17 protein-coding genes are annotated in these 18,319 nt (G+C 61.0%); 11 read left to right on the top strand and 6 right to left on the bottom strand.

Translation table 11 applies throughout. The features are described from left to right. Window positions 1-11 precede the first annotated feature (11 nt). Window positions 12-644, bottom strand: coding sequence for an ATP-dependent Clp endopeptidase proteolytic subunit ClpP (gene clpP, locus BLW69_RS11205; protein ID WP_062453248.1), 633 nt, complete (start codon window positions 642-644; stop codon window positions 12-14). 346 nt (window positions 645-990) lie between these two features. Here clpP and BLW69_RS11200 point away from each other — a divergent pair, with 346 nt between their 5' ends. The 3 genes from BLW69_RS11200 (at window position 991) to BLW69_RS11190 (ending at window position 5,388) form a co-directional block, all read left to right on the top strand. Further along, window positions 991-2,250 (top strand): GGDEF domain-containing protein, encoded by a 1,260-nt coding sequence (locus tag BLW69_RS11200; RefSeq protein ID WP_162759523.1) that lies wholly within the window; start codon window positions 991-993, stop codon window positions 2,248-2,250. Between the two features lie 92 nt (window positions 2,251-2,342). Continuing rightward, complete coding sequence (ggt, locus tag BLW69_RS11195) at window positions 2,343-4,097, top strand: gamma-glutamyltransferase (RefSeq protein WP_092661968.1); 1,755 nt, start codon at window positions 2,343-2,345, stop codon at window positions 4,095-4,097. Between the two features lie 40 nt (window positions 4,098-4,137). Then, the gene (locus BLW69_RS11190; protein ID WP_092661966.1) at window positions 4,138-5,388 is read left to right on the top strand and encodes a cytochrome P450; all 1,251 of its coding nucleotides are present in this window, start codon (window positions 4,138-4,140) and stop codon (window positions 5,386-5,388) included. Window positions 5,389-5,415: 27 nt separating this feature from the next. Here BLW69_RS11190 and BLW69_RS11185 read toward each other — a convergent pair whose 3' ends face one another. The 3 genes from BLW69_RS11185 to BLW69_RS11175 all read right to left on the bottom strand — a co-directional run bounded on the left by BLW69_RS11185 (window position 5,416) and on the right by BLW69_RS11175 (window position 7,634). Continuing rightward, a complete protein-coding gene (locus BLW69_RS11185) occupies window positions 5,416-5,760 on the bottom strand; it encodes a cupin domain-containing protein (protein ID WP_092661964.1) in 345 nt (114 codons plus the stop codon). Window positions 5,761-5,767: 7 nt separating this feature from the next. After that, window positions 5,768-7,069, bottom strand: a complete 1,302-nt coding sequence (locus BLW69_RS11180) for an O-acetylhomoserine aminocarboxypropyltransferase (RefSeq protein ID WP_092661962.1) — start codon at window positions 7,067-7,069, stop codon at window positions 5,768-5,770. Window positions 7,070-7,196: 127 nt separating this feature from the next. After that, window positions 7,197-7,634 carry a CoA-binding protein gene (locus BLW69_RS11175; protein ID WP_092661961.1) on the bottom strand — a complete coding sequence of 146 codons (438 nt, stop codon included), beginning with the start codon at window positions 7,632-7,634 and terminating at the stop codon, window positions 7,197-7,199. Window positions 7,635-8,040: 406 nt separating this feature from the next. Between BLW69_RS11175 and rplM the strand changes: the two genes are divergently transcribed. From rplM to argC, 4 genes are all read left to right on the top strand, one after another. Continuing rightward, window positions 8,041-8,505, top strand: coding sequence for a 50S ribosomal protein L13 (gene rplM / locus BLW69_RS11170; protein WP_062453255.1), 465 nt, complete (start codon window positions 8,041-8,043; stop codon window positions 8,503-8,505). 2 nt (window positions 8,506-8,507) lie between these two features. Then, entirely contained in the window at window positions 8,508-8,972 is a 465-nt protein-coding gene (gene rpsI / locus BLW69_RS11165) for a 30S ribosomal protein S9 (protein ID WP_062453256.1), read from the top strand. A gap of 129 nt (window positions 8,973-9,101) precedes the next feature. Continuing rightward, entirely contained in the window at window positions 9,102-10,070 is a 969-nt protein-coding gene (speB, locus tag BLW69_RS11160) for an agmatinase (protein WP_092661959.1), read from the top strand. A 74-nt stretch (window positions 10,071-10,144) separates the two neighbouring features. Continuing rightward, entirely contained in the window at window positions 10,145-11,077 is a 933-nt protein-coding gene (gene argC / locus BLW69_RS11155) for an N-acetyl-gamma-glutamyl-phosphate reductase (RefSeq protein ID WP_092661957.1), read from the top strand. A gap of 35 nt (window positions 11,078-11,112) precedes the next feature. On the opposite strand, the gene BLW69_RS11150 is transcribed toward argC, so the two are convergent. Then, the gene (locus BLW69_RS11150) at window positions 11,113-12,216 is read right to left on the bottom strand and encodes a COX15/CtaA family protein (protein ID WP_092662532.1); all 1,104 of its coding nucleotides are present in this window, start codon (window positions 12,214-12,216) and stop codon (window positions 11,113-11,115) included. Between the two features lie 159 nt (window positions 12,217-12,375). Here BLW69_RS11150 and BLW69_RS11145 point away from each other — a divergent pair, with 159 nt between their 5' ends. Both BLW69_RS11145 and BLW69_RS11140 read left to right on the top strand, forming a co-directional pair. After that, the gene (locus tag BLW69_RS11145; RefSeq protein WP_062453259.1) at window positions 12,376-12,588 is read left to right on the top strand and encodes a DUF2842 domain-containing protein; all 213 of its coding nucleotides are present in this window, start codon (window positions 12,376-12,378) and stop codon (window positions 12,586-12,588) included. Between the two features lie 124 nt (window positions 12,589-12,712). Continuing rightward, entirely contained in the window at window positions 12,713-13,939 is a 1,227-nt protein-coding gene (locus BLW69_RS11140; RefSeq protein ID WP_092661955.1) for a GNAT family N-acetyltransferase, read from the top strand. 36 nt (window positions 13,940-13,975) lie between these two features. Here the strand turns inward: BLW69_RS11140 and BLW69_RS11135 are convergent, their stop codons facing one another. Next, window positions 13,976-16,303 carry an exopolysaccharide transport family protein gene (locus tag BLW69_RS11135; protein WP_092661953.1) on the bottom strand — a complete coding sequence of 776 codons (2,328 nt, stop codon included), beginning with the start codon at window positions 16,301-16,303 and terminating at the stop codon, window positions 13,976-13,978. A 296-nt stretch (window positions 16,304-16,599) separates the two neighbouring features. Here BLW69_RS11135 and BLW69_RS11130 point away from each other — a divergent pair, with 296 nt between their 5' ends. Further along, window positions 16,600-17,121, top strand: coding sequence for a polysaccharide biosynthesis/export family protein (locus BLW69_RS11130; protein ID WP_062454730.1), 522 nt, complete (start codon window positions 16,600-16,602; stop codon window positions 17,119-17,121). Between the two features lie 7 nt (window positions 17,122-17,128). Beyond that, window positions 17,129-18,292: a glycosyltransferase family 4 protein gene (locus BLW69_RS11125; RefSeq protein ID WP_092661951.1), complete on the top strand. Its 1,164-nt coding sequence runs from the start codon at window positions 17,129-17,131 to the stop codon at window positions 18,290-18,292. The last annotated feature ends 27 nt before the right edge of the window (window positions 18,293-18,319 follow it).

Genomic DNA, 18,319 nt, shown 5'->3' with positions numbered 1-18,319 from the left:
CCACTATTGCCTCAAGACGCCGAAACGCCTTCCATTTCCTGACGCGTGGTCAGGATCTTGTCGACGACGCCCCAGTCCTGAGCTTCGTCGGCGGTCATGAAGTGGTCACGATCGAGGGTCTTTTCAACTTCCTCAAGCGTACGGCCGGTGTGCTTCACGTAAACGTCGTTCAGGCGGCGCTTCATCTTCAGAATGTCGCGGGCATGACGCTCGATGTCCGAGGCCTGACCGGTAAAGCCGCCGGAGGGCTGGTGAACCATGATACGCGAGTTCGGCATTGCAAAACGCATGCCCTTCTCGCCGGCGCACAGCAGCAGCGAGCCCATTGACGCGGCCTGACCGATGCAGAGCGTCGACACGGCCGGCTTGATGAACTGCATCGTGTCGTAGATCGACATGCCGGCGGTGACGACACCACCTGGCGAATTGATGTAGAGCGCGATTTCCTTCTTCGGATTTTCAGCCTCGAGGAAAAGCAGCTGGGCGCACACGAGCGACGCCATGTAATCTTCCACCGGACCGGTGACGAAGATGATGCGCTCCTTCAGGAGGCGCGAGTAGATATCGTAGGAGCGTTCACCGCGATTGGTCTGCTCAACGACCATCGGCACCAAGGCCATTGCGGTATCAACTGGATTTCTCATGTCCGTCCTTTGTCAAATGCATCGCCGAAGGCGGCGATGCGCTCCGGAATCATTGGAATGGGTTATCTCCTACATAGAGTGTCACCGCCGGGTACTTCAAGACGGAGAGCCCGATATCCTTAATCGGCTTGGGATGCGCGAGGCTGACCGATAATGCAACAACTCTCATATACCAGAGGCAAAAGAGAAGTATCGACGGCCATCCAAGCATTTTTGATCGAGCAGGGTAAAGCAGATATGAATAAATGACAGCATTCTAATCAAAATAACCGACGCAAAACAGCAACGCAGCCTTAAAGACTTGGCCGCATACTGAAGCGGCCGGGAATGAATGACGGAGCTGGACGTGGATATCTTGACGGGTCTGTTGATCTGGGCCGCTGAAGCGGTGACGCTCGCCGTCCTGCTCTTTTCACGCTGGTACTATGAGCGCGAACCACTTTATCTCAGCTGGGGCAGCGGCTTCGCTGTGCACGGGATTGGCGCAGCTCTGGTCGCAATGCGCGGCGACATCCCGGACTTCGTTTCGATCGAGATCGCCAATACCATGGTTCTTGCGGGTATCGGCCTGTGGGCTGCGGGCCTGATGCAGCTCGACCGCCGGCCCGTGGAACCCTATGTTGGCATTCCGGCCCTGATCTGGATTGCCGGGATGTTTCTAGACCCCGTCCGCGGCGACTTCGCCAGTCGCGCCATCCTTCACCATGTCGCGGCCATGGTCGGTCACGCCATGATCATCGGCATTCTGCTTTACCATCGCGGTCCGCCCAGTATCACCCGTCGCGTGTTTGCCAGCGTCATCGGGATACAGTTCTTCTCCTGTGCGCTGATTGTCCTGATGGTGTTCATCGGTAGACCGGATGCGCTTGTCGCTGCGTCGCATTCGCCGTGGCTCTATCTCCCGACGGCTTTCGTCTTTGTCGGCAGCATCGTCTGCGGGGCGCGACTCCTGACCGAGCGGTCCGAGCTGACCCTGAAAGAGCTGGCGCGGACCGACCCGCTGACCGGCGTGCTCAACCGCCGCGGTCTGCTGGAAGAGTTTCACCGGTCGAAGGGCGTTGATGCGGTGGATGGCAGCATGATTGCTTTCATCCAGTTCGATCTCGACGGGTTCAAGCAGATCAACGACGTCTACGGTCATCAGGCCGGCGATGACGTGCTCTCCGCCTTTGCACGGATTGGTGCGGCGGCTCAGCGCGGCCGCGGCTCGTTCGGACGCATGGGCGGCGAGGAGTTCGCGTCTATCATCCGCGTCTCCGATATGGTCGAAGCAGCCAGTATCGCAGAGGCAATCCGCTCGACGCTCAGACGCCATCCAATCAGTGTCGGCGAACACAGGATAGCCGTGACGGTCAGCGCCGGCATCTCGCTGTGCTCCACGAAGGACGCTGATATCGACGTGTTGCTAACCGCTGCCGACAAGGCTCTTTACGTGTCGAAGACCAGCGGCCGCGACCGCACCGCCGTTCATACGGATCAGGAAATCATGATCGTACCGTCGACGGATTTTGCGTCCCCAACCTCGTTTGCCGCAGAACCTTTCGAAGACATCAGCGTGTCCCAACAGGTGGCGTCGCTGAAACGCATCGTCGTCCTCAGCCAATAGTGCCGTTGCCCACGACCGCCTAAAGTCTTGCAATGGCGCGACAATGCTCCACACTCTCTCCGAGCAAAATCAAAAATGCGGAGAGACATGCCATGCTGAAGCAAATTTCCGGAACTGTTCTCGCCGGTTTCCTGACGATCTCGGTTGCCTCGGCGCAGCAGGCATCGGACACGACCGCGCCGGAAAAGGCATCGGCAGTCACGTCGGCCAAGCGGGTCGAGACGAAGCGCTACATGGTCGCCGCCGCCAATCCGCTCGCCGCGGAAGCGGGTCGTGCAGTGATCGAGAAAGGCGGCAGTGCTGCCGATGCGCTGGTTGCCGTGCAGACCGTGCTCGGCCTCGTGGAACCGCAGAGTTCCGGCCTCGGCGGTGGCGCTTTCCTCGTCTATTACGACGCAGCCTCGCAGAAACTGACGACGTTCGACGGCCGCGAGACGGCGCCGATGGAAGCGACGCCGAAGCTCTTTCTCGACGATCAGGGGCAGCCGCTGAAGTTCATGGCAGCCGTGGTCGGCGGGCGCTCGGTCGGCACGCCGGGCACGGTGCGGCTTCTGGAGACGGTCCACCGTAAATACGGCAAGGCGAACTGGGCGGGATTGTTTACTGCCGCCGAGCGCCTCGCCACTGACGGCTTTGAGGTATCACCCCGGCTCGGCACTCTGCTTGCGGCCGAAGGTGACAAGCTGAAGACCGATGACGCTACGATCCGCTATTTCTTCGACGATGGCGGCGCACCGCTGAAAATCGGCGCTCTCCTCAAGAACCCCGCCTATGCAGAAACGCTGCGAACGATCGCATCTGGCGGCGCCGATGCCTTCTATTCCGGCCCGATTGCGCAGGCGATCGTCAAGGCCGTGCGCGAGGCAAAGGGCAATCCCGGCGTTCTCTCGCTATCCGATTTCGCCAATTACAGGGTCAAGGAGCGGGAACCCGTCTGCCTTGCCTATCGCGCTCTCGATATATGCGGCATGGGCCCACCCTCCTCCGGTGGCGTTGCCGTCGGCCAGATGCTGGGCATTCTCGAAAACTTCGATCTGAAGGGGCTCGGGCCGGACAATGTTGAAAGCTGGAGGCTGATCGGCGATGCGCAGCGCCTGGCGTTTGCGGACCGCGAAAGATATCTGGCCGATCCAGATTTCGTGCCGGCACCGATCAAGGGTCTCCTCAAAAAGGAATATCTCGGCGAACGGGCAAGACTGCTCGACACGGACAAGGCCCTTGCCAAGGATGCCGTGACGGCTGGCGAGCCGACCTGGGATCACGCGCTCCTTTTCGGCCGCGGCGAGGCGATCGAACTTCCCTCGACCAGCCATATCTCCATCGTCGACAAGGATGGCAACGTCGCCAGCATGACGACGACGATCGAGAACGGTTTCGGATCACGGCTGATGGTCAACGGGTTCCTGCTCAACAACGAACTGACCGACTTTTCCTTCAAGACGCATGATGGCAGCCTGCCGGTCGCCAACCGCGTCGAGCCGGGGAAGCGCCCCCGCTCCTCGATGGCGCCGACCATCGTCATGAAGGACGGCAAGCCGTTGCTGGCCATCGGGTCGCCCGGCGGCAGCCAGATCATCGGATACGTGGTGCAGGCGCTGGTCGCCTATATCGACTGGGGCATGCCGGTGGAGCAGATCGTCGCCCAGCCGCATCTGATCAACCGTTTCGGAACCTACGATATCGAGGCCGGAACGCGGGCTGAAACGCTGATGGAGCCGCTGAAGTCACTCGGATACGAGGTGAAGGCCGGCGAAATGACGTCTGGCCTGCAGGCAATCGAGGTCACCGACCGGGGACTTGCAGGAAGTGCCGACCCGCGGCGCGAGGGGATCGCGGCCGGCGAATGACGGGCTTTCGTGGCGCCGCGGATTGGGTTACCCATTCCGCATGACCGCGATCCCCGATTTCCTCCGCATCGATACCGATACCCGCCGCGTCTCGCTGGATGGCCGCAACCCGGCCTTCTACAGCGATCCGAACCGCGTCTACGGGCTCTTGCATCAGCACTGTCCGACGTTCTTTTGGGAGGAGCAGCGGCAGTGGTTCTTCTCCGGCTATGACCATGTGAACCTTCTCCTGCGCGACCGTCGATTCGGCCGCCAGATCCTGCATGTCGCAAGCCGCGAGGAACTCGGTCTCCCGGATCCCGAAGCGCATCTTGCGAATTTCGACCTCGCCGAGCGGCACTCGCTGCTGGAAATCGAGCCGCCGGAACATACGCGGCTGCGGACAATGGTAAACCGCGCCTTCGTCTCCCGCCATATCGAAAAGCTGAGGCCGGAGATTACCGAGCTTGCGGAACGGCTGATCGACGCGTTCGACGGCCAAGGCCGGGTGGAACTGCTCTCGGCCTTCGCCGACATCATTCCCGTGACGATGATTGCCCGGATGATCGGAATTCCGGACGAGATGGGTCCGCAGTTGCTGAAATGGAGCCATGCCTATGTCGGCATGTACATGTTCAAGCGCTCGCGGGAAGACGAACATGCGGCGGACAGGGCGGCCGGGGAGTTCGCAGCCTATGTGAAAACGCTGATTGCCGAGCGCCGCAGGGAGCCGCGCGAAGATCTGCTGACCCACATGATCCATACGGAGCACAAGGGCCAGTATCTGACCGACGACGAGCTCGTCTCAACCACGATCGTTCTCTTGAACGCCGGTCACGAGGCGACGGTGCACCAGATCGGCAATTCGGTTCGGGTGATTCTCGAAAGTGGTCTCTCGCCGGCAGAGCTCTTCCGCGACGAGGCCGCGACGGAGCGGACGGTGGAAGAGACGCTGCGCCTGTGCGCTCCCGTGCATATCTTCCAGCGCTGGGCACTGGAGGACGCGGAAATAGACGGCGTTTCGCTGAAGCGCGGCGACAAGGTGAGCCTTATCCTCGCCGCCGCCAATCTCGACCACAAGAAATTTTCAGATCCTCTCACGTTCAAGCCGGAGCGCCAGGAAGGCCAGAACCTGTCCTTCGGCGCCGGCATCCACTTCTGCATCGGCGCACCACTGGCGCGGCTGGAACTGAATACCGTTCTGCCCATCCTGTTTCGCCGCCTGCCCGGCCTGAAACTGGCCGGGGTGCCGACGGTGAAGGATGTCTACCATTTCCACGGGCTGGAGCGGCTCGATCTCACCTGGGGATAGGAGCAGCCGGAGGACCCGCCGTCAGGCTCAGAGCCTGATGACGTAATCCTTGCGGGTCGTCTCCACCACTTCCCATGTCGCGACCAGACCGGGCCGCAGGACCATGCTGTCGCCCGCCTTCAGATGCAGCGGCTCGCCGCCCTCTTCGGTGATGATCGAGTAGCCGAACTGGATGTGGAAATATTCCCACTCGTCATAGACGATCTTCCACTTGCCCGGCGTCGCTTCCCAGACGCCGGCATAGATGCCGCCTTCGGCCTCCTCGAAATTCCAGGTGAGGAATTTCGGATCGCCGAAGATGACGCGATCGGGAGCGGGTGCGCCCTCCTCCGGTTCGATTGCGGTCAGATCGAATGTCAGCCAGGTCTTCATGAGTATCTCAAGTCCTTGCTAATGCTTGGTCCAGGTCGGAGAGCAGGTCTGCCACATCCTCGATGCCAACAGAGAGGCGGACCACGTCAGGTCCGGCACCGGCAGCAATCTGCTGCTCCTCGGTGAGTTGCCGATGGGTGGTCGATGCCGGGTGGATGACCAGCGAGCGGGTGTCGCCGATATTGGCAAGGTGCGAGAAGAGCTTGAGGCTCTCCACGAAGATCTTGCCGGCCTCGTAGCCGTTCTTCAGGCCAAAGGTGAAGACAGCGCCGGCACCATTCGGCGAATAGCGCTGCTGCAGAGCATTGTTCGGGTCGTCAGGCAGGCCGGCGTAGTTCACCCATCCAACCCTCGGATGGCGGCTCAGCCATTCCGCGACCGCAAGCGCATTATCGCAATGCCGCTGCATGCGCAGCGAGAGCGTCTCGATCCCCGTCTGGATCTGGAAGGCGTTGAAGGGTGAGATGGCCGGCCCGAGGTCGCGAAGGCCGAGCACGCGCGCGGCGATCGCAAAGGCGATGTTGCCGAAGGTCTCGTGCAGAACCATGCCCGAATATTCCGGCCGCGGCTCGGACAGGACCGGGTAGTTGCCGGAGCGCGACCAGTCGAACGTGCCGCCGTCGACGATGATTCCGCCCATGGAATTGCCGTGGCCGCCGAGAAATTTGGTGAGCGAGTGCACGACGATATCGGCGCCGTGTTCGAGTGGCCGCACGAGATAGGGGCTCGCCATCGTGTTGTCGACGATCAGCGGGATTCCGAAACGCTGGGCCACCTCCGAAATCGCCGCGATATCGACGAAGGTGCCGCCGGGGTTTGCCAGGCTTTCGACGAAAATCGCCTTGGTGCGATCGTCGATCTCGTTTTCAAAACTTTCCGGATCGGCGCTATCGGCCCAGCGCACCTGCCAGCCGAAATTCTGAAACGCGTTGCCGAACTGATTGATCGAACCGCCATAGAGTTTGCGCGCCGCGACAAAGTTGTCACCGGGCTGCATGACCGTGTGGAAGACCAACAACTGCGCTGCATGGCCGGACGCAACGGCAAGGGCTGCCGTGCCGCCTTCGAGCGCCGCCACCTTTTCCTCCAGCGCGGCCTGCGTGGGGTTCATGATGCGGGTATAGATGTTTCCGAATTCCTTCAGCCCGAACAATGCGGCTGCATGTTCGGTATCCTTGAAGACGAAGGACGTCGTCTGATAGATCGGCACCGCCCGGGCGCCGGTCGTCGGATCGGGCTCGGCGCCGGCATGAACAGCGAGCGTTGAAAATCCGGGATTGCCGGAACTGCGTGAATTCGGGTTGGCCATGCCGGTCTCCTCTAGGGTCGTTTCATCACAGCAGAGCCTGCGGGCCGACGGCGATCAAGAAATATCGTTGCAGCATTCGCAGCGTTTGCGAAAAGAGTCCGCGAATTACCTGCCCCGCTCCCTTACCCTATCCAAGAAGACGGGCAAGCCTTGGGTACTCGATCGCTGGGCAGCGATCCATGATTACCTGGATACCGGCAGCCTCCGCCTTGACTGCGGCCTGATCGTCGCGCACGCCGAGCTGCGCCCATATGACCTTGGGCGGCTGATCCAGCGCCAGCGCTTCCTCTACGACACTATCAAGATATTCCGAGGCCCGGAACACATCGACCATATCGACGGGTTCGGGCACATCCGCGAGGCTCGCATAGACCTCCTGACCTAGGATCTCCTTGCCGGCCTGGCCGGGATTGACCGGAAACACCCGGTAGCCGCGCTGCAACAGAAATCCCATGACGCGGTTGCTGGGCCGGTCGGGATTGGGCGATGCGCCGACCAGCGCAATCGTCTTCGTGCTTTTCAAGACGCCAGCGATGACGTCGTCGTCATACCGATCGTGAGCCATGGTTCTAATCTCCTCATGCAGTCACCTGGACATAGGAAAGCAATGGAAATCTTCCAACTCGGTTCCGGAATCACATTTTTCCACCAGCCAGGCGTCCGGCCTGCTGCGGCTCAAACCAAGGTATCCCTTCTCAAGAAGTCGTGTAAGAGACGAAACACCGGCCGATTATTTGTGAGGTATTATTTTACCTCATCAGTAAGTTATTCTAAACGTTGAGCTATTTTTCCGACCGCTCCGGGCCGGCTGCTTGACGCTTTTTAGGCTCCGTCGTATAAGCCGCCCAGATCGCGGACCTCTCGAAGGCCCGCTTTCTTTTTTGTCGGCATAGCCGAGCAAATCAAGCAACAAAAAACGCCCTTACGGCCGGTCTTCCGGTGGTCTTGGGTTCAGATGAGAGAGAAAAACAATGTCAACCTTCGTTCAGAAGCCTGCAGAGGTGGAGAAGAAGTGGATCATCATCGATGCCGAAGGCCTCGTTGTCGGTCGCCTCGCCACCCTCGTTGCCAATCGCCTTCGCGGCAAGCACAAGGTCACCTACACACCTCACGTCGACGACGGTGACAATGTCATCATCATCAACGCTGAAAAGGTTGTCCTGACCGGCAAGAAATACACAGACAAGAAGTACTACTGGCACACCGGTTACCCGGGTGGCATCAAGGAGCGTACTGCACGCGCCATCATCGAAGGCCGCTTTCCTGAGCGCGTCGTCGAAAAGGCAATTGAGCGTATGATCCCGCGCGGCCCGCTCGGCCGTCGCCAGTTGAAGAACCTGCGTGTATACGCCGGCTCCAACCATCCCCATGAAGCACAGCAGCCGGTCGCTCTCGACGTGGCATCGCTGAACAGCAAGAACGTAAGGAGCGCCTGATCATGGCCGATCTTTCCTCTTTGAAGGACCTCGCTCCGGCTGAAAGCCAGGCACCGGTTCACGTCCGCAAGGTCGATGCACAGGGCCGTTCCTATGCAACCGGCAAGCGCAAGAACGCGATTGCCCGCGTTTGGGTCAAGCCGGGCTCCGGCAAGATCATCATCAACGGTCGCGACTTCTCGGCGTACTTCGCCCGTCCGGTTCTGCAGATGATCCTTCAGCAGCCGCTGGTTGCCGCTGCCCGCACAGGTCAGTTCGACATCATTGCCACCGTCACCGGTGGTGGTCTTTCCGGTCAGGCCGGTGCCGTTCGTCACGGCGTCTCCAAGGCCCTCACCTACTTCGAACCAGGCCTGCGCCCGGTTCTGAAGAAGGGTGGCTTCCTGACCCGCGACAGCCGCGTCGTCGAGCGTAAGAAGTACGGTAAGGCGAAGGCCCGCCGGTCCTTCCAGTTCTCGAAGCGCTAATCGCTTCAAGACTTTGCATTTCGAAAGGCGGGGCTTCGGCTCCGCCTTTTTCGTTTCGGGCTTTCTTCGGTCCGGGTCTTGTCTTCCAGACACTCCCACTGCACTTTCTCTGCGATCCGGGAGAATGCAATGGCTTCAAAATCCATCGACAACGCCTTTACCGCCAAGTCCCTGCGCGATGCGGCCACCGACCCGACCTATGCGGGCGCGCTGTCCTTCATGCGGCGGCGCTATACCAAGAAACTGATCGGCGCCGATGCGGTCGTCCTCGGTATTCCATTCGATGCGGCGGTTTCCAACCGGCCGGGCGCGCGGTTCGGACCCCAGGCCATTCGCCGCGCTTCGGCGATCTTCGACAACGACCCGCAATATCCGTTCTCGCGTGATCTCTTCGAAGCCATGTCCGTGATCGACTATGGTGACGTCATGCTCGACTATGGTCATCACTGGAAGACGCCGCGCCTGATCGAGGCGGAGGCGACGAAGATCATCGAGTCGGGCGCGTTTCTGCTATCGTTAGGCGGTGATCACTTCGTCACCTGGCCGCTCTTGAAGGCGCATGCGGCCCGCCACGGCCCCCTCGCCCTCGTGCATTTCGATGCCCATCAGGATACCTGGAGCGATGATGCGGACGATGCCGGCGAGATCGAACGGATCGACCACGGCTCGTTCGTGGCGCGCGCCGTCCGCCAGGGCGTGATCGAGCCTGAGCATTCGATCCAGATCGGCATCCGCACCCATGCGCCCGAAGATTTCGGCATCCGGATCATGCCCGGCCATGAGGTGGAGGACCTCAGTGCCCAGGCGATAGCCGATGCAATCCTTGCCCATGTCGGCGACCGGCCGTGCTATCTCACCTTCGACATCGACTGCCTCGACCCTGCCTTTGCGCCCGGAACAGGAACACCGGTTGCCGGTGGTCCGTCGAGTGCGAAAATCCTGTCGGTGCTGCGCAAGCTCGGCAGCCTCAATATCTGCGGCGCCGACGTGGTGGAGGTCGCACCTGCCTATGACCACGCCGATATCACCGCCATTGCCGGAGCAACGGTTGCGATGTATATGCTTGGCCTGCGCGCGGAGCGACTTTCCGCCCGTTGACACATTGAATCAAGCAGCTGGCAAACTGATTCCGGCTCTCACCCCAAGGCACTGACATTTCAGGGATAAAGACCATGACGGCAAAGATCTTCATCGACGGCGAACACGGCACGACAGGGCTGCAGATCCGCACCCGCATGGCCGACCGCCGCGACGTCGAGCTCTTGTCGATCCCGGAAGCCGAGCGGCGCAATGCCGCAATGCGCGAGGACCTGCTCAACAGCGCCGACATCGCAATCCTGTGCCTGCCGGACGAGGCTTCGAAAGAAGCCGTGACGATGCTTGCGGGCAACAACAACGTGCGGGTGATCGACACCTCGACCGCCTACCGCGTCGATCCGAATTGGGCCTATGGTTTTGCCGAGCTGGACAAGGCACAGGCCGACAAGATCAAGGCTGCCCGCAACGTCGCCAATCCGGGCTGCTATCCGACAGGCGCGATCGCGCTGCTGCGTCCGCTGCGCGCTGCCGGTCTTCTGCCCGACGGCTACCCGGTCTCGGTCAACGCGGTGTCCGGCTATACCGGCGGCGGCAAGCAGCTGATCGGCCAGATGGAAGACCCGTCACGCGACGACGCGATCTCCGCCAACAACTTTCTCTACGGCCTGACGCTGAAGCACAAGCACGTGCCCGAGATGAAGGAACATGGCCTGCTCGATCGCGCGCCGCTGTTTTCGCCATCCGTCGGCCGCTTTGCGCAGGGCATGATCGTGCAGGTGCCGCTGTTCCTCGAAGACCTCAAGGATGGTGCCACGATCGAGAGCATTCATAGCGCTCTCGGCGCCCACTATGCGGGACAGGATATCGTTACCGTCGTGCCGCTCAACGAGAGCGCGACGCTTGCCCGCGTCGATGCCGAGGAACTGGTCAACACCGACAGGATGAAGCTGTTCGTGTTCGGCGCGGCTGGCAGCCCGCATGTCAATCTCGTGGCGCTGCTCGACAATCTCGGCAAGGGTGCCTCCGGTGCCGCCGTCCAGAACATGGACCTGATGCTGTCGGCCTAAAGCATTCAGAATTTGAAATCAGAGCCGCGGTGAACTCAGTTCGCCGCGGCTTTTCTGTCTTCAAGCGGATATTCGCCGACATAGCCACGCAGATGGGTAATGGCATAGCCGAGGACGACGAGCGCGCCGCCCTGATGCGCAAGCGCCAGATCCAGTGGCACCTGGTAGACCAGCGTCAGAATGCCGATCACGGCCTGCAGACAGACCAGCAGGAACAGGATGACGGCGCGGCCCGTATGGACCGAACCCGGTGCCTTGGACAGTGACACGATCATGTGGATCAGTGTTGCGGCCAGAAGCACATAGCCGCCGCAGCGGTGAACGAACTGCACGGTCTTCGGGTTCTCGAACAGATTAATCCACCAGGGATCGCGCAGGAACAGGTCGGCCGGAACAAAGGCGCCATCCATCATCGGCCAGGTGTTGTAGCTGAGGCCGGCATCGAGGCCTGCGACGAGTGCGCCGAGATAGATCTGGAACAGCGCCAGAAACGCGAGGCCGCCGGCGGCGATATAGGAGTGACGCGTCGGGGCTGCCCCCTGCTTCTGTGGCGTGAGGCCGCGCATGATCCAGACGCAGGCGGAAAAGATGAGACAGGCGATGACCAGATGCGTCGCAAGCCGGTACTGCGAGACGCTGACAAGCTTGGTGAGGCCCGACGACACCATCCACCAGCCGACAAAACCCTGAAATCCGCCGAGTGCCAGCGTGCCGACCAGCGGCCAGCGCAGGCGTTTCTCGATGCGACCGGTCACCCAGAAGAAGATCAGCGGTACGGCGAAGACCAAGCCGATCGAGCGCGCCAGGAAACGGTGCGCCCATTCCCACCAGAAGATCGTCTTGAACTCGTCCACCGTCATGCCCGCGTTGACCAGCTGGTATTGCGGAATGCGCTGATAAAGCTCGAACTCTTCCTGCCATTCTGCCGCATTGAGAGGCGGAATGACGCCGTGGATCGGTTTCCATTCGGTGATCGAGAGACCCGAATCGGTCAGCCGGGTCGCGCCGCCGACCAGGACGAGGCAGAACAGCACGAAGACGACGAAGCCGAGCCAGATGCGGACCGATTTGCGGTCGCGCTCGCGGCGTTTTGCTCCCGGATGGATGACATCGATGATGACGCTATCAGTCGCCGACATGCGGAAACTCCTGTCGTTCGAAGAAAGATCAGCCTTGCACGCGCTTGAGAGCACCATGCGGGCGGTAATCTTTCCGCTCCTGGCGTTGATTTGCCCCAAGGACACGTGCAAAACAAGCCCCGATGCTTTGCGGCATCGCGTCGCGGGAGGAGAAACGCGTTGGTCCCACGCCTGAGAAGTTTCATCGGCACGATCATGATCATCGTGCTCGTCATCGTCTACGCGCTGGCTGCAACCACGGTCGCGACGCTGTTGCTCGCGACATCGCCGTGGTGGGTGCATTTCCTCTACTTCCTGCTGTCGGGGCTTTTGTGGATCCTGCCGGCCATGCTGATCATCAAGTGGATGGCGGGCGCACGGCCGAAAGTCTAGGTTATGCCTGGGTTCACCCCGCATTAACCAGCCGTGATAGTATTGGCGGCGGGCGACACAGCAATAAACAGATTGTTGGTGCACGCTGCCTATTCTCCCCGCTTGAAAGACAGCGGAGCGCGTCATGCCAACCTCGAGACTGATTGAAGAGCTTGCGCCGGCAGGGACATCGGGATCGCCTTCCCGTGAGACTGTCCCGTTGCGTTTCGCGCAGATCGAAATGGCAGTCGCGACGGACATGGCGGATCTGAAGTCCGACTGGCACCGTCTGCAGGCGATCAAACTCAATTCGCTGCATCAGGGTTTCGACTGGTGCGAAGCCTGGGTAAAATCCCACGGCCGCACGCTCGCAGTCGTCGTCGGTCGCATCGGCGGTCGCGCCGTGTTTATCCTGCCGCTCGATATCGTGCTCGAAAAAAGCATCCGCATCGCCCGCCTCCCCGGCAACCATTACAACAATCTCAATACCGGCCTGTTCGATCCGGCACTCGAGGTGGCTTCCGCTGCCGAGCTGAAGCCGTTCCTGCGCATGCTGCGCACGGCTCTTTCTCCTTATGCCGATCTCGTGGTGCTCGATTGCGTGCCGCTCTCCTGGCGCGGCAGTCGGCATCCGCTGGGTGCGCTGGCGACGACCGAGAACCAGAACCATTCGTTCCAGCTGCCGCTTTTTCCGAATTTCGAGACGACGCTCGCACAGCTCAACGCCAAGACGCGGCGCAAGAAATTCCGCTCACAGAGCCGCAAGATCGAAGCAGCCGGCGGCTATGACCATGTGATCGCGCTAGACGCGGACGAAAAGCACGCGCTGCTCGATACGTTCTTCCGGCAGAAGGCGGCGCGGCTGAAAATGTTCGGCCTGCCTGATGTCTTCCACGCATCTGAGATCCGTGACTTCTTCCATCGCCTGATGGACGCGCCGAATGATGGGACAGACACGTCGCTCACCCTTCACGCGATCCGTATGCGGGGTGAGCACGAGGGACATGTGGTGGCGATTGCCGGCGTGTCGCGCAAGGGCGACCATGTGATCTGCCAGTTCAGCTCCATCGACGACAGCATCTGCCCCGAGGCAAGCCCCGGCGAGTTGCTGTTCTGGCTGATGATCGAGAAAAGCTGCCACGAAGGCGCGACACTGTTCGATTTCGGCGTGGGCGACCAGCCCTACAAGCGCAGCTGGTGCAGCCAGGAAACAGTCCTGCACGATATTCTGATCGCCATCACCCCGAAGGGCTCCGTCCTCAAACCGCTGATGGTTCTGGCAACAAGGGCAAAGGCTGCGATCAAGCACAACCCGCGCCTTTACACTCTTTTGCAGAAACTGCGGTCCGCCAAAACGAACAAGGCGGCCTGAAAGCCGCCTTGTAGATCGTGGTTCATGCGGTGTGGCTCACGCCACCTGTCGTCCAGCCTTGCGCGGCGAACTGCGGTCATTGGCGTCAGACATTACCAGCAGGTTGCGAATTCCCTCGCCTTGGAAGTCCTGGACGATCTTTGCGACATCCTCTTCCTTGAACTCAGGCACGGAGAGAATGACCTCCGCCTTTTCGTTGCGGGTCAGTCGCGACAGCATCGGCGCTTCCGCCGGGCCGCATTCGATCAGCACCAGATCATAGGCGTCTGCGAGTGCATCGACGACCATCGGCAGCCGATCGGCGCCCCTCATGGCGCGAACCGGATCGGCAGAACCGAACGGGATGATATGCGCATCCGAGAGACGGTCCGGATGTATGGCTTCCCCGAACGCAACCTCGCCGCACAGCAGATCGGTGATGCCGGCAAGCTTGACGTCCTGCGCCATCAGCCGTGTCGGGCAAGCCGAGCCGGTCATGTCGATCAGGGCGACGGTGCGACCGCGCTCCGAAATTTCACGGGCCAACATCACGGTCGCCGTCGAGCCTGCATCGCCACCGGGCGACACGACCAGGCCGATCGGCACCGCACGGCGCTGGAGGTAGCGGGCAACGGACGCGATCGTGAAGGATTCCTCCTCCCCGTCGTTCGCCGGCGGCGCCACGGCAATTTCTTCGACCGGTGGCTCGGCAGCGATCGAAGCCTCCTGCTTCTGATCAACTTCCGCGCCCTTCGCGGCAGCGGCATCCTTGCGGGAGGCAGCCAGCATTTCCTTTGCCGCCGCGAACAGTCTGTGTTCGCGCTTTGGCCGATCTGCAACAGTTTCTGCCGCAACCGGAGCTGCGGCGGGTGTTGTTGCAACCAAAGCGCCGGCAGGGGTCGGTTCGGGCTCGGCCGGGGCCGGTTCGACTGGAGGCGTTGCGACCTCGTGTGGTGTCAGCAGGAAATCGTCCTCGCGACGGCGATTGAGAGGGCGGAGCGCCCGGCCGCTGAACAGTTCGGCGATGATGACGACCAGGCAGCTGACGATCAGTGTCGCAAGCGTCGCCACGATGACGATCGGAATGACCTTCGGAAAGAAGGGTTCCGACGGTTCGACCGCGCTCGATACGATGCGGGCATCCGCAGGGCTTGAATTGGCGTCGCGGCGCGACGTCGCCTCGCGGTAGCGCACGAGATAGGTTTCGAGCAGCTGGCGCTGGGCAGACGCTTCGCGTTCCAGGGCCCGCAGCCCGACTTCCTCTTCACCGGCCTTGGCCGAATCAGCCTTCAAGCCGTTCATCTGCTGCGTCAGCTGACGCTCGCGGAGCCGTGCAATCTCTCTCTCGTTGTCGAGGCTTGCCAGGATCTTCTGGGTTTCACGCTCGATCTGCTGATTGATACCGCTGAGCTGCGCGCGAAGTCCCCGAAGACGCGGATGGTTGTCGAGCAGGGATGTCGAGAGATCATTGATCTGCGCCTGCAAATTGGTCTGGGTTTCCTTCAGACGCTGGATGACCGCCGATCCAGCGACGTCCGCCAGCGTGTCCGAAGCGCGGCCGGCTCTCAAACCAGCGCGGACGTTTTCCGAACGGGCCTCGGCATTGGCGAGATCGGCGCGAACGCGGGCAAGTTCGGTCGATATATCGTTCAACTGCTTGCTGGAAAAACTGTTGGCTTCGCTGGTCTGGAAAAGGCCGTTCGAGGAGCGGTAGTCCGCCACCTTCTTTTCGGCATCGTTGACGCGGGTCGTCAGGTTGGCGATTTCCGGCTCCAACCAGCGGGCGGTTTCGGCATGGGTGTCCACCTTCGAGCCACTCTGGATCTGAAGATAGGCTTCGGCCATCCGGTTCGGCACATCAGCCGCGAGCTTCGGATCATGCGATGCAAATTCGACGGCGATGACGCGCGAGCCCTCGACCGGATAGACCGACAGCTTTTCGCGGAACTTCTGGATGACCCGGTCTTCCGGATCGATCGCCATCGGATCCTGCTTCAGGCCGACCATCACCAGAAGGTCCGGCAGTGCCGACTGTCCAGCCGGGTCGAATTCCGGGCGATCGGAAAGCTTCAGATCGCGCGCAACCCGCTTGATGAGGTCGGTCGATTGCAGCAGCTGGGCCTGGCTGGTGATGTTAAGCGTGTCCAGAACCGGATCGTTGGAACTGCCTGCCCCTTCCCCGCCGGAGAGGTTCGGCGATCGCGATTCGATCAGCAGCCTGGTTTCGGCCTTGTAGCTGGGTTTGATCAGCGAGGCGCCGACCAGCGCCAGCGCGCCCGCCGCGATCGTGACGGCAAGGATCTTCGCCTTGCGTTCCCAGACGGCCGCGATGACCTGCCTGAGGTCGATATCCACATCCTGATGGCCGCCGTTTACGCCAGACATTGCCCGCTCCAAACTGGTCTATTTGGGCGGACAGTAAATTATCATGGTAACGCTACAGTTAATGAGCCGCGGCTTCGAAGAAAAACCGGACTCTGATCTTGCAGGCATTATTTCCGATGGTCGTCGCGCCTCTCTTTACCGGGCATTAACCCTAATGGATCGATAACAGGCTCGAAATCGTCGAACCACCACCCCGAGCCTGGGACGCGAACATGCTATTCGCCCAAGACAAGAAAAATCCGACGCGCAACCAGCGCGCCAAAACCGTTCTGGCTCTTGCGGCGGCAGCCGTTGCGATGACGCTGTCGGGCTGCGCCTCCTACAAACCGGCTCCCAAAAGCTTTCAGGAAGCGACTATCCAGCCTTACCGGCTGGACAGCGGCGATCGGCTACGTGTCAGCGTCTTCGAACAGCCGAGCCTTTCCAACACCTATACCGTCGATCAGGCCGGCTATATCGCCTTCCCGCTGATCGGTCAGATCACGGCCCGGGGCCAGACCATGCCGACGCTCGAGGGTGCAATCGCCGCCAAGCTCAAGCAGGGCTATCTGCGCGATCCCGACGTGACGATCGAAATGGATCGCTACCGCCCGGTTTTCGTCATGGGCGAAGTCGGACGACCCGGACAGTATTCCTATGTGCCCGGCATGACGGCACAGAACGCCATCGCAATCGCCGGAGGCTTTACCTCTCGCGGAAACCAGCGCGATGTCGACGTCACACGCAAGATCAACGGCGAGGTCATCACGGGCCGTACGACGATTTCCTCACAGGTCCTCGCTGGCGACACGGTCTACGTCCGCGAGCGGCTGTTCTGACATCATCATGTCGGCTGAGGCCCCTCCCTTGCGCATCCTCCATTGTTTCAGGTCGCCTGTCGGCGGGATCTTCCGCCATGTGCGGGATCTGGTGGAAGAACATCGGGCTGCCGGCCACGAGGTCGGCATCCTTTGCGACAGCTCGACCGGTGGCGAGCATGAGGACAGGTTGTTCGACACGATCCGGCCGCAGCTTTCGCTTGGCCTGACACGAATTCCGATGCGCCGTTCGATCGCTCCTTCCGATCTTGCGGCACTCTACAGAAGCTACAAGCATATCAAGAGCTTGCGGCCGGACATATTGCACGGACACGGCGCCAAGGGCGGCGTTCTGGCGCGATTGATCGGCTCAGCCTTGCGGGTTAACAGGTATTGCGTGGCCCGCCTCTATTCGCCGCACGGCGGCAGTCTGCATTTCGACCGGTCCAGTCTTTCGGGCAAGGTCGTGCTGCAGCTCGAACGGTTCCAGGAACGCTTCGGCGATGCCCTGGTCTTTGTCTGCGATTACGAGCGCCGCACCTACGAGGAAAAGGTCGGAAAACCGCTCAAGACGGCGCGCGTGATCTATAACGGCATTGGCGAGGCCGAGTTCGAGCCGGTCCCAGCGGTCATTTCCGCGGTCGACTTTCTCTATATCGGCATGCTGCGCGACCTAAAGGGACCGGATGTCTTCATCGACGCCTTTGCCCGAACGGAACGCGCGGTCGGGCGGCCTCTCTCGGCGCTGATGGTCGGCGACGGTCCGGACCGTGAGCGCTACGAAGCCATGATTTCCGAACGTGGCCTTGGCCGCCGGCTGACGATGATGCCGGCCATGCCCGCCCGCAAGGCGTTTGCCCTCACAAATTTCGTCGTCGTTCCGTCGCGGGCGGAAGCGATGCCCTATATCGTGCTGGAAGCGCTCGCCGCCGGGAAGCCTGTCATCGCATCGCGTGTCGGCGGCATTCCCGAAGTGCTGGGAGTGAAAAGTGCGGCCCTTGCCGTCCCCGGCGACGCCACAAGCCTTTCCGACGTGATGACGCAGGCACTGCAGACACCGGAGTGGCATGACCGCGTCATGCCGAAGCCGTCCGATTTTAAGGCAGTGTTTTCCGCCTCCGTTATGGCGGACGACATGCTTCACTTGTACCAGGATCTACTCGGCCAAATCCCTGACCGAAGGTACAGCTAAAGGCTTCTTTAGCTTCTTTTTGCTACT

This window comes from Rhizobium sp. NFR12, assembly GCF_900108545.1.
Taxonomy (GTDB): domain Bacteria; phylum Pseudomonadota; class Alphaproteobacteria; order Rhizobiales; family Rhizobiaceae; genus Neorhizobium; species Neorhizobium soli.
The sequence above is the reverse complement of the archived record's forward strand: the minus strand, read 5'-3'. Positions and strand labels throughout refer to the sequence as shown.

Excerpts from the sequence above, each read along its gene's own strand:
- clpP (WP_062453248.1), bottom strand. The coding sequence starts at position 644 with ATGAGAAATCCAGTTGATACCGCAATGGCCTTGGTGCCGATGGTCGTT.
- ggt (WP_092661968.1), top strand. The coding sequence starts at position 2,343 with ATGCTGAAGCAAATTTCCGGAACTGTTCTCGCCGGTTTCCTGACGATC.
- BLW69_RS11190 (WP_092661966.1), top strand. The coding sequence starts at position 4,138 with ATGACCGCGATCCCCGATTTCCTCCGCATCGATACCGATACCCGCCGC.
- BLW69_RS11185 (WP_092661964.1), bottom strand. The coding sequence starts at position 5,760 with ATGAAGACCTGGCTGACATTCGATCTGACCGCAATCGAACCGGAGGAG.
- BLW69_RS11180 (WP_092661962.1), bottom strand. The coding sequence starts at position 7,069 with ATGGCCAACCCGAATTCACGCAGTTCCGGCAATCCCGGATTTTCAACG.
- BLW69_RS11175 (WP_092661961.1), bottom strand. The coding sequence starts at position 7,634 with ATGGCTCACGATCGGTATGACGACGACGTCATCGCTGGCGTCTTGAAA.
- rplM (WP_062453255.1), top strand. The coding sequence starts at position 8,041 with ATGTCAACCTTCGTTCAGAAGCCTGCAGAGGTGGAGAAGAAGTGGATC.
- rpsI (WP_062453256.1), top strand. The coding sequence starts at position 8,508 with ATGGCCGATCTTTCCTCTTTGAAGGACCTCGCTCCGGCTGAAAGCCAG.
- speB (WP_092661959.1), top strand. The coding sequence starts at position 9,102 with ATGGCTTCAAAATCCATCGACAACGCCTTTACCGCCAAGTCCCTGCGC.
- argC (WP_092661957.1), top strand. The coding sequence starts at position 10,145 with ATGACGGCAAAGATCTTCATCGACGGCGAACACGGCACGACAGGGCTG.
- BLW69_RS11150 (WP_092662532.1), bottom strand. The coding sequence starts at position 12,216 with ATGTCGGCGACTGATAGCGTCATCATCGATGTCATCCATCCGGGAGCA.
- BLW69_RS11140 (WP_092661955.1), top strand. The coding sequence starts at position 12,713 with ATGCCAACCTCGAGACTGATTGAAGAGCTTGCGCCGGCAGGGACATCG.
- BLW69_RS11135 (WP_092661953.1), bottom strand. The coding sequence starts at position 16,303 with ATGTCTGGCGTAAACGGCGGCCATCAGGATGTGGATATCGACCTCAGG.
- BLW69_RS11130 (WP_062454730.1), top strand. The coding sequence starts at position 16,600 with ATGACGCTGTCGGGCTGCGCCTCCTACAAACCGGCTCCCAAAAGCTTT.
- BLW69_RS11125 (WP_092661951.1), top strand. The coding sequence starts at position 17,129 with ATGTCGGCTGAGGCCCCTCCCTTGCGCATCCTCCATTGTTTCAGGTCG.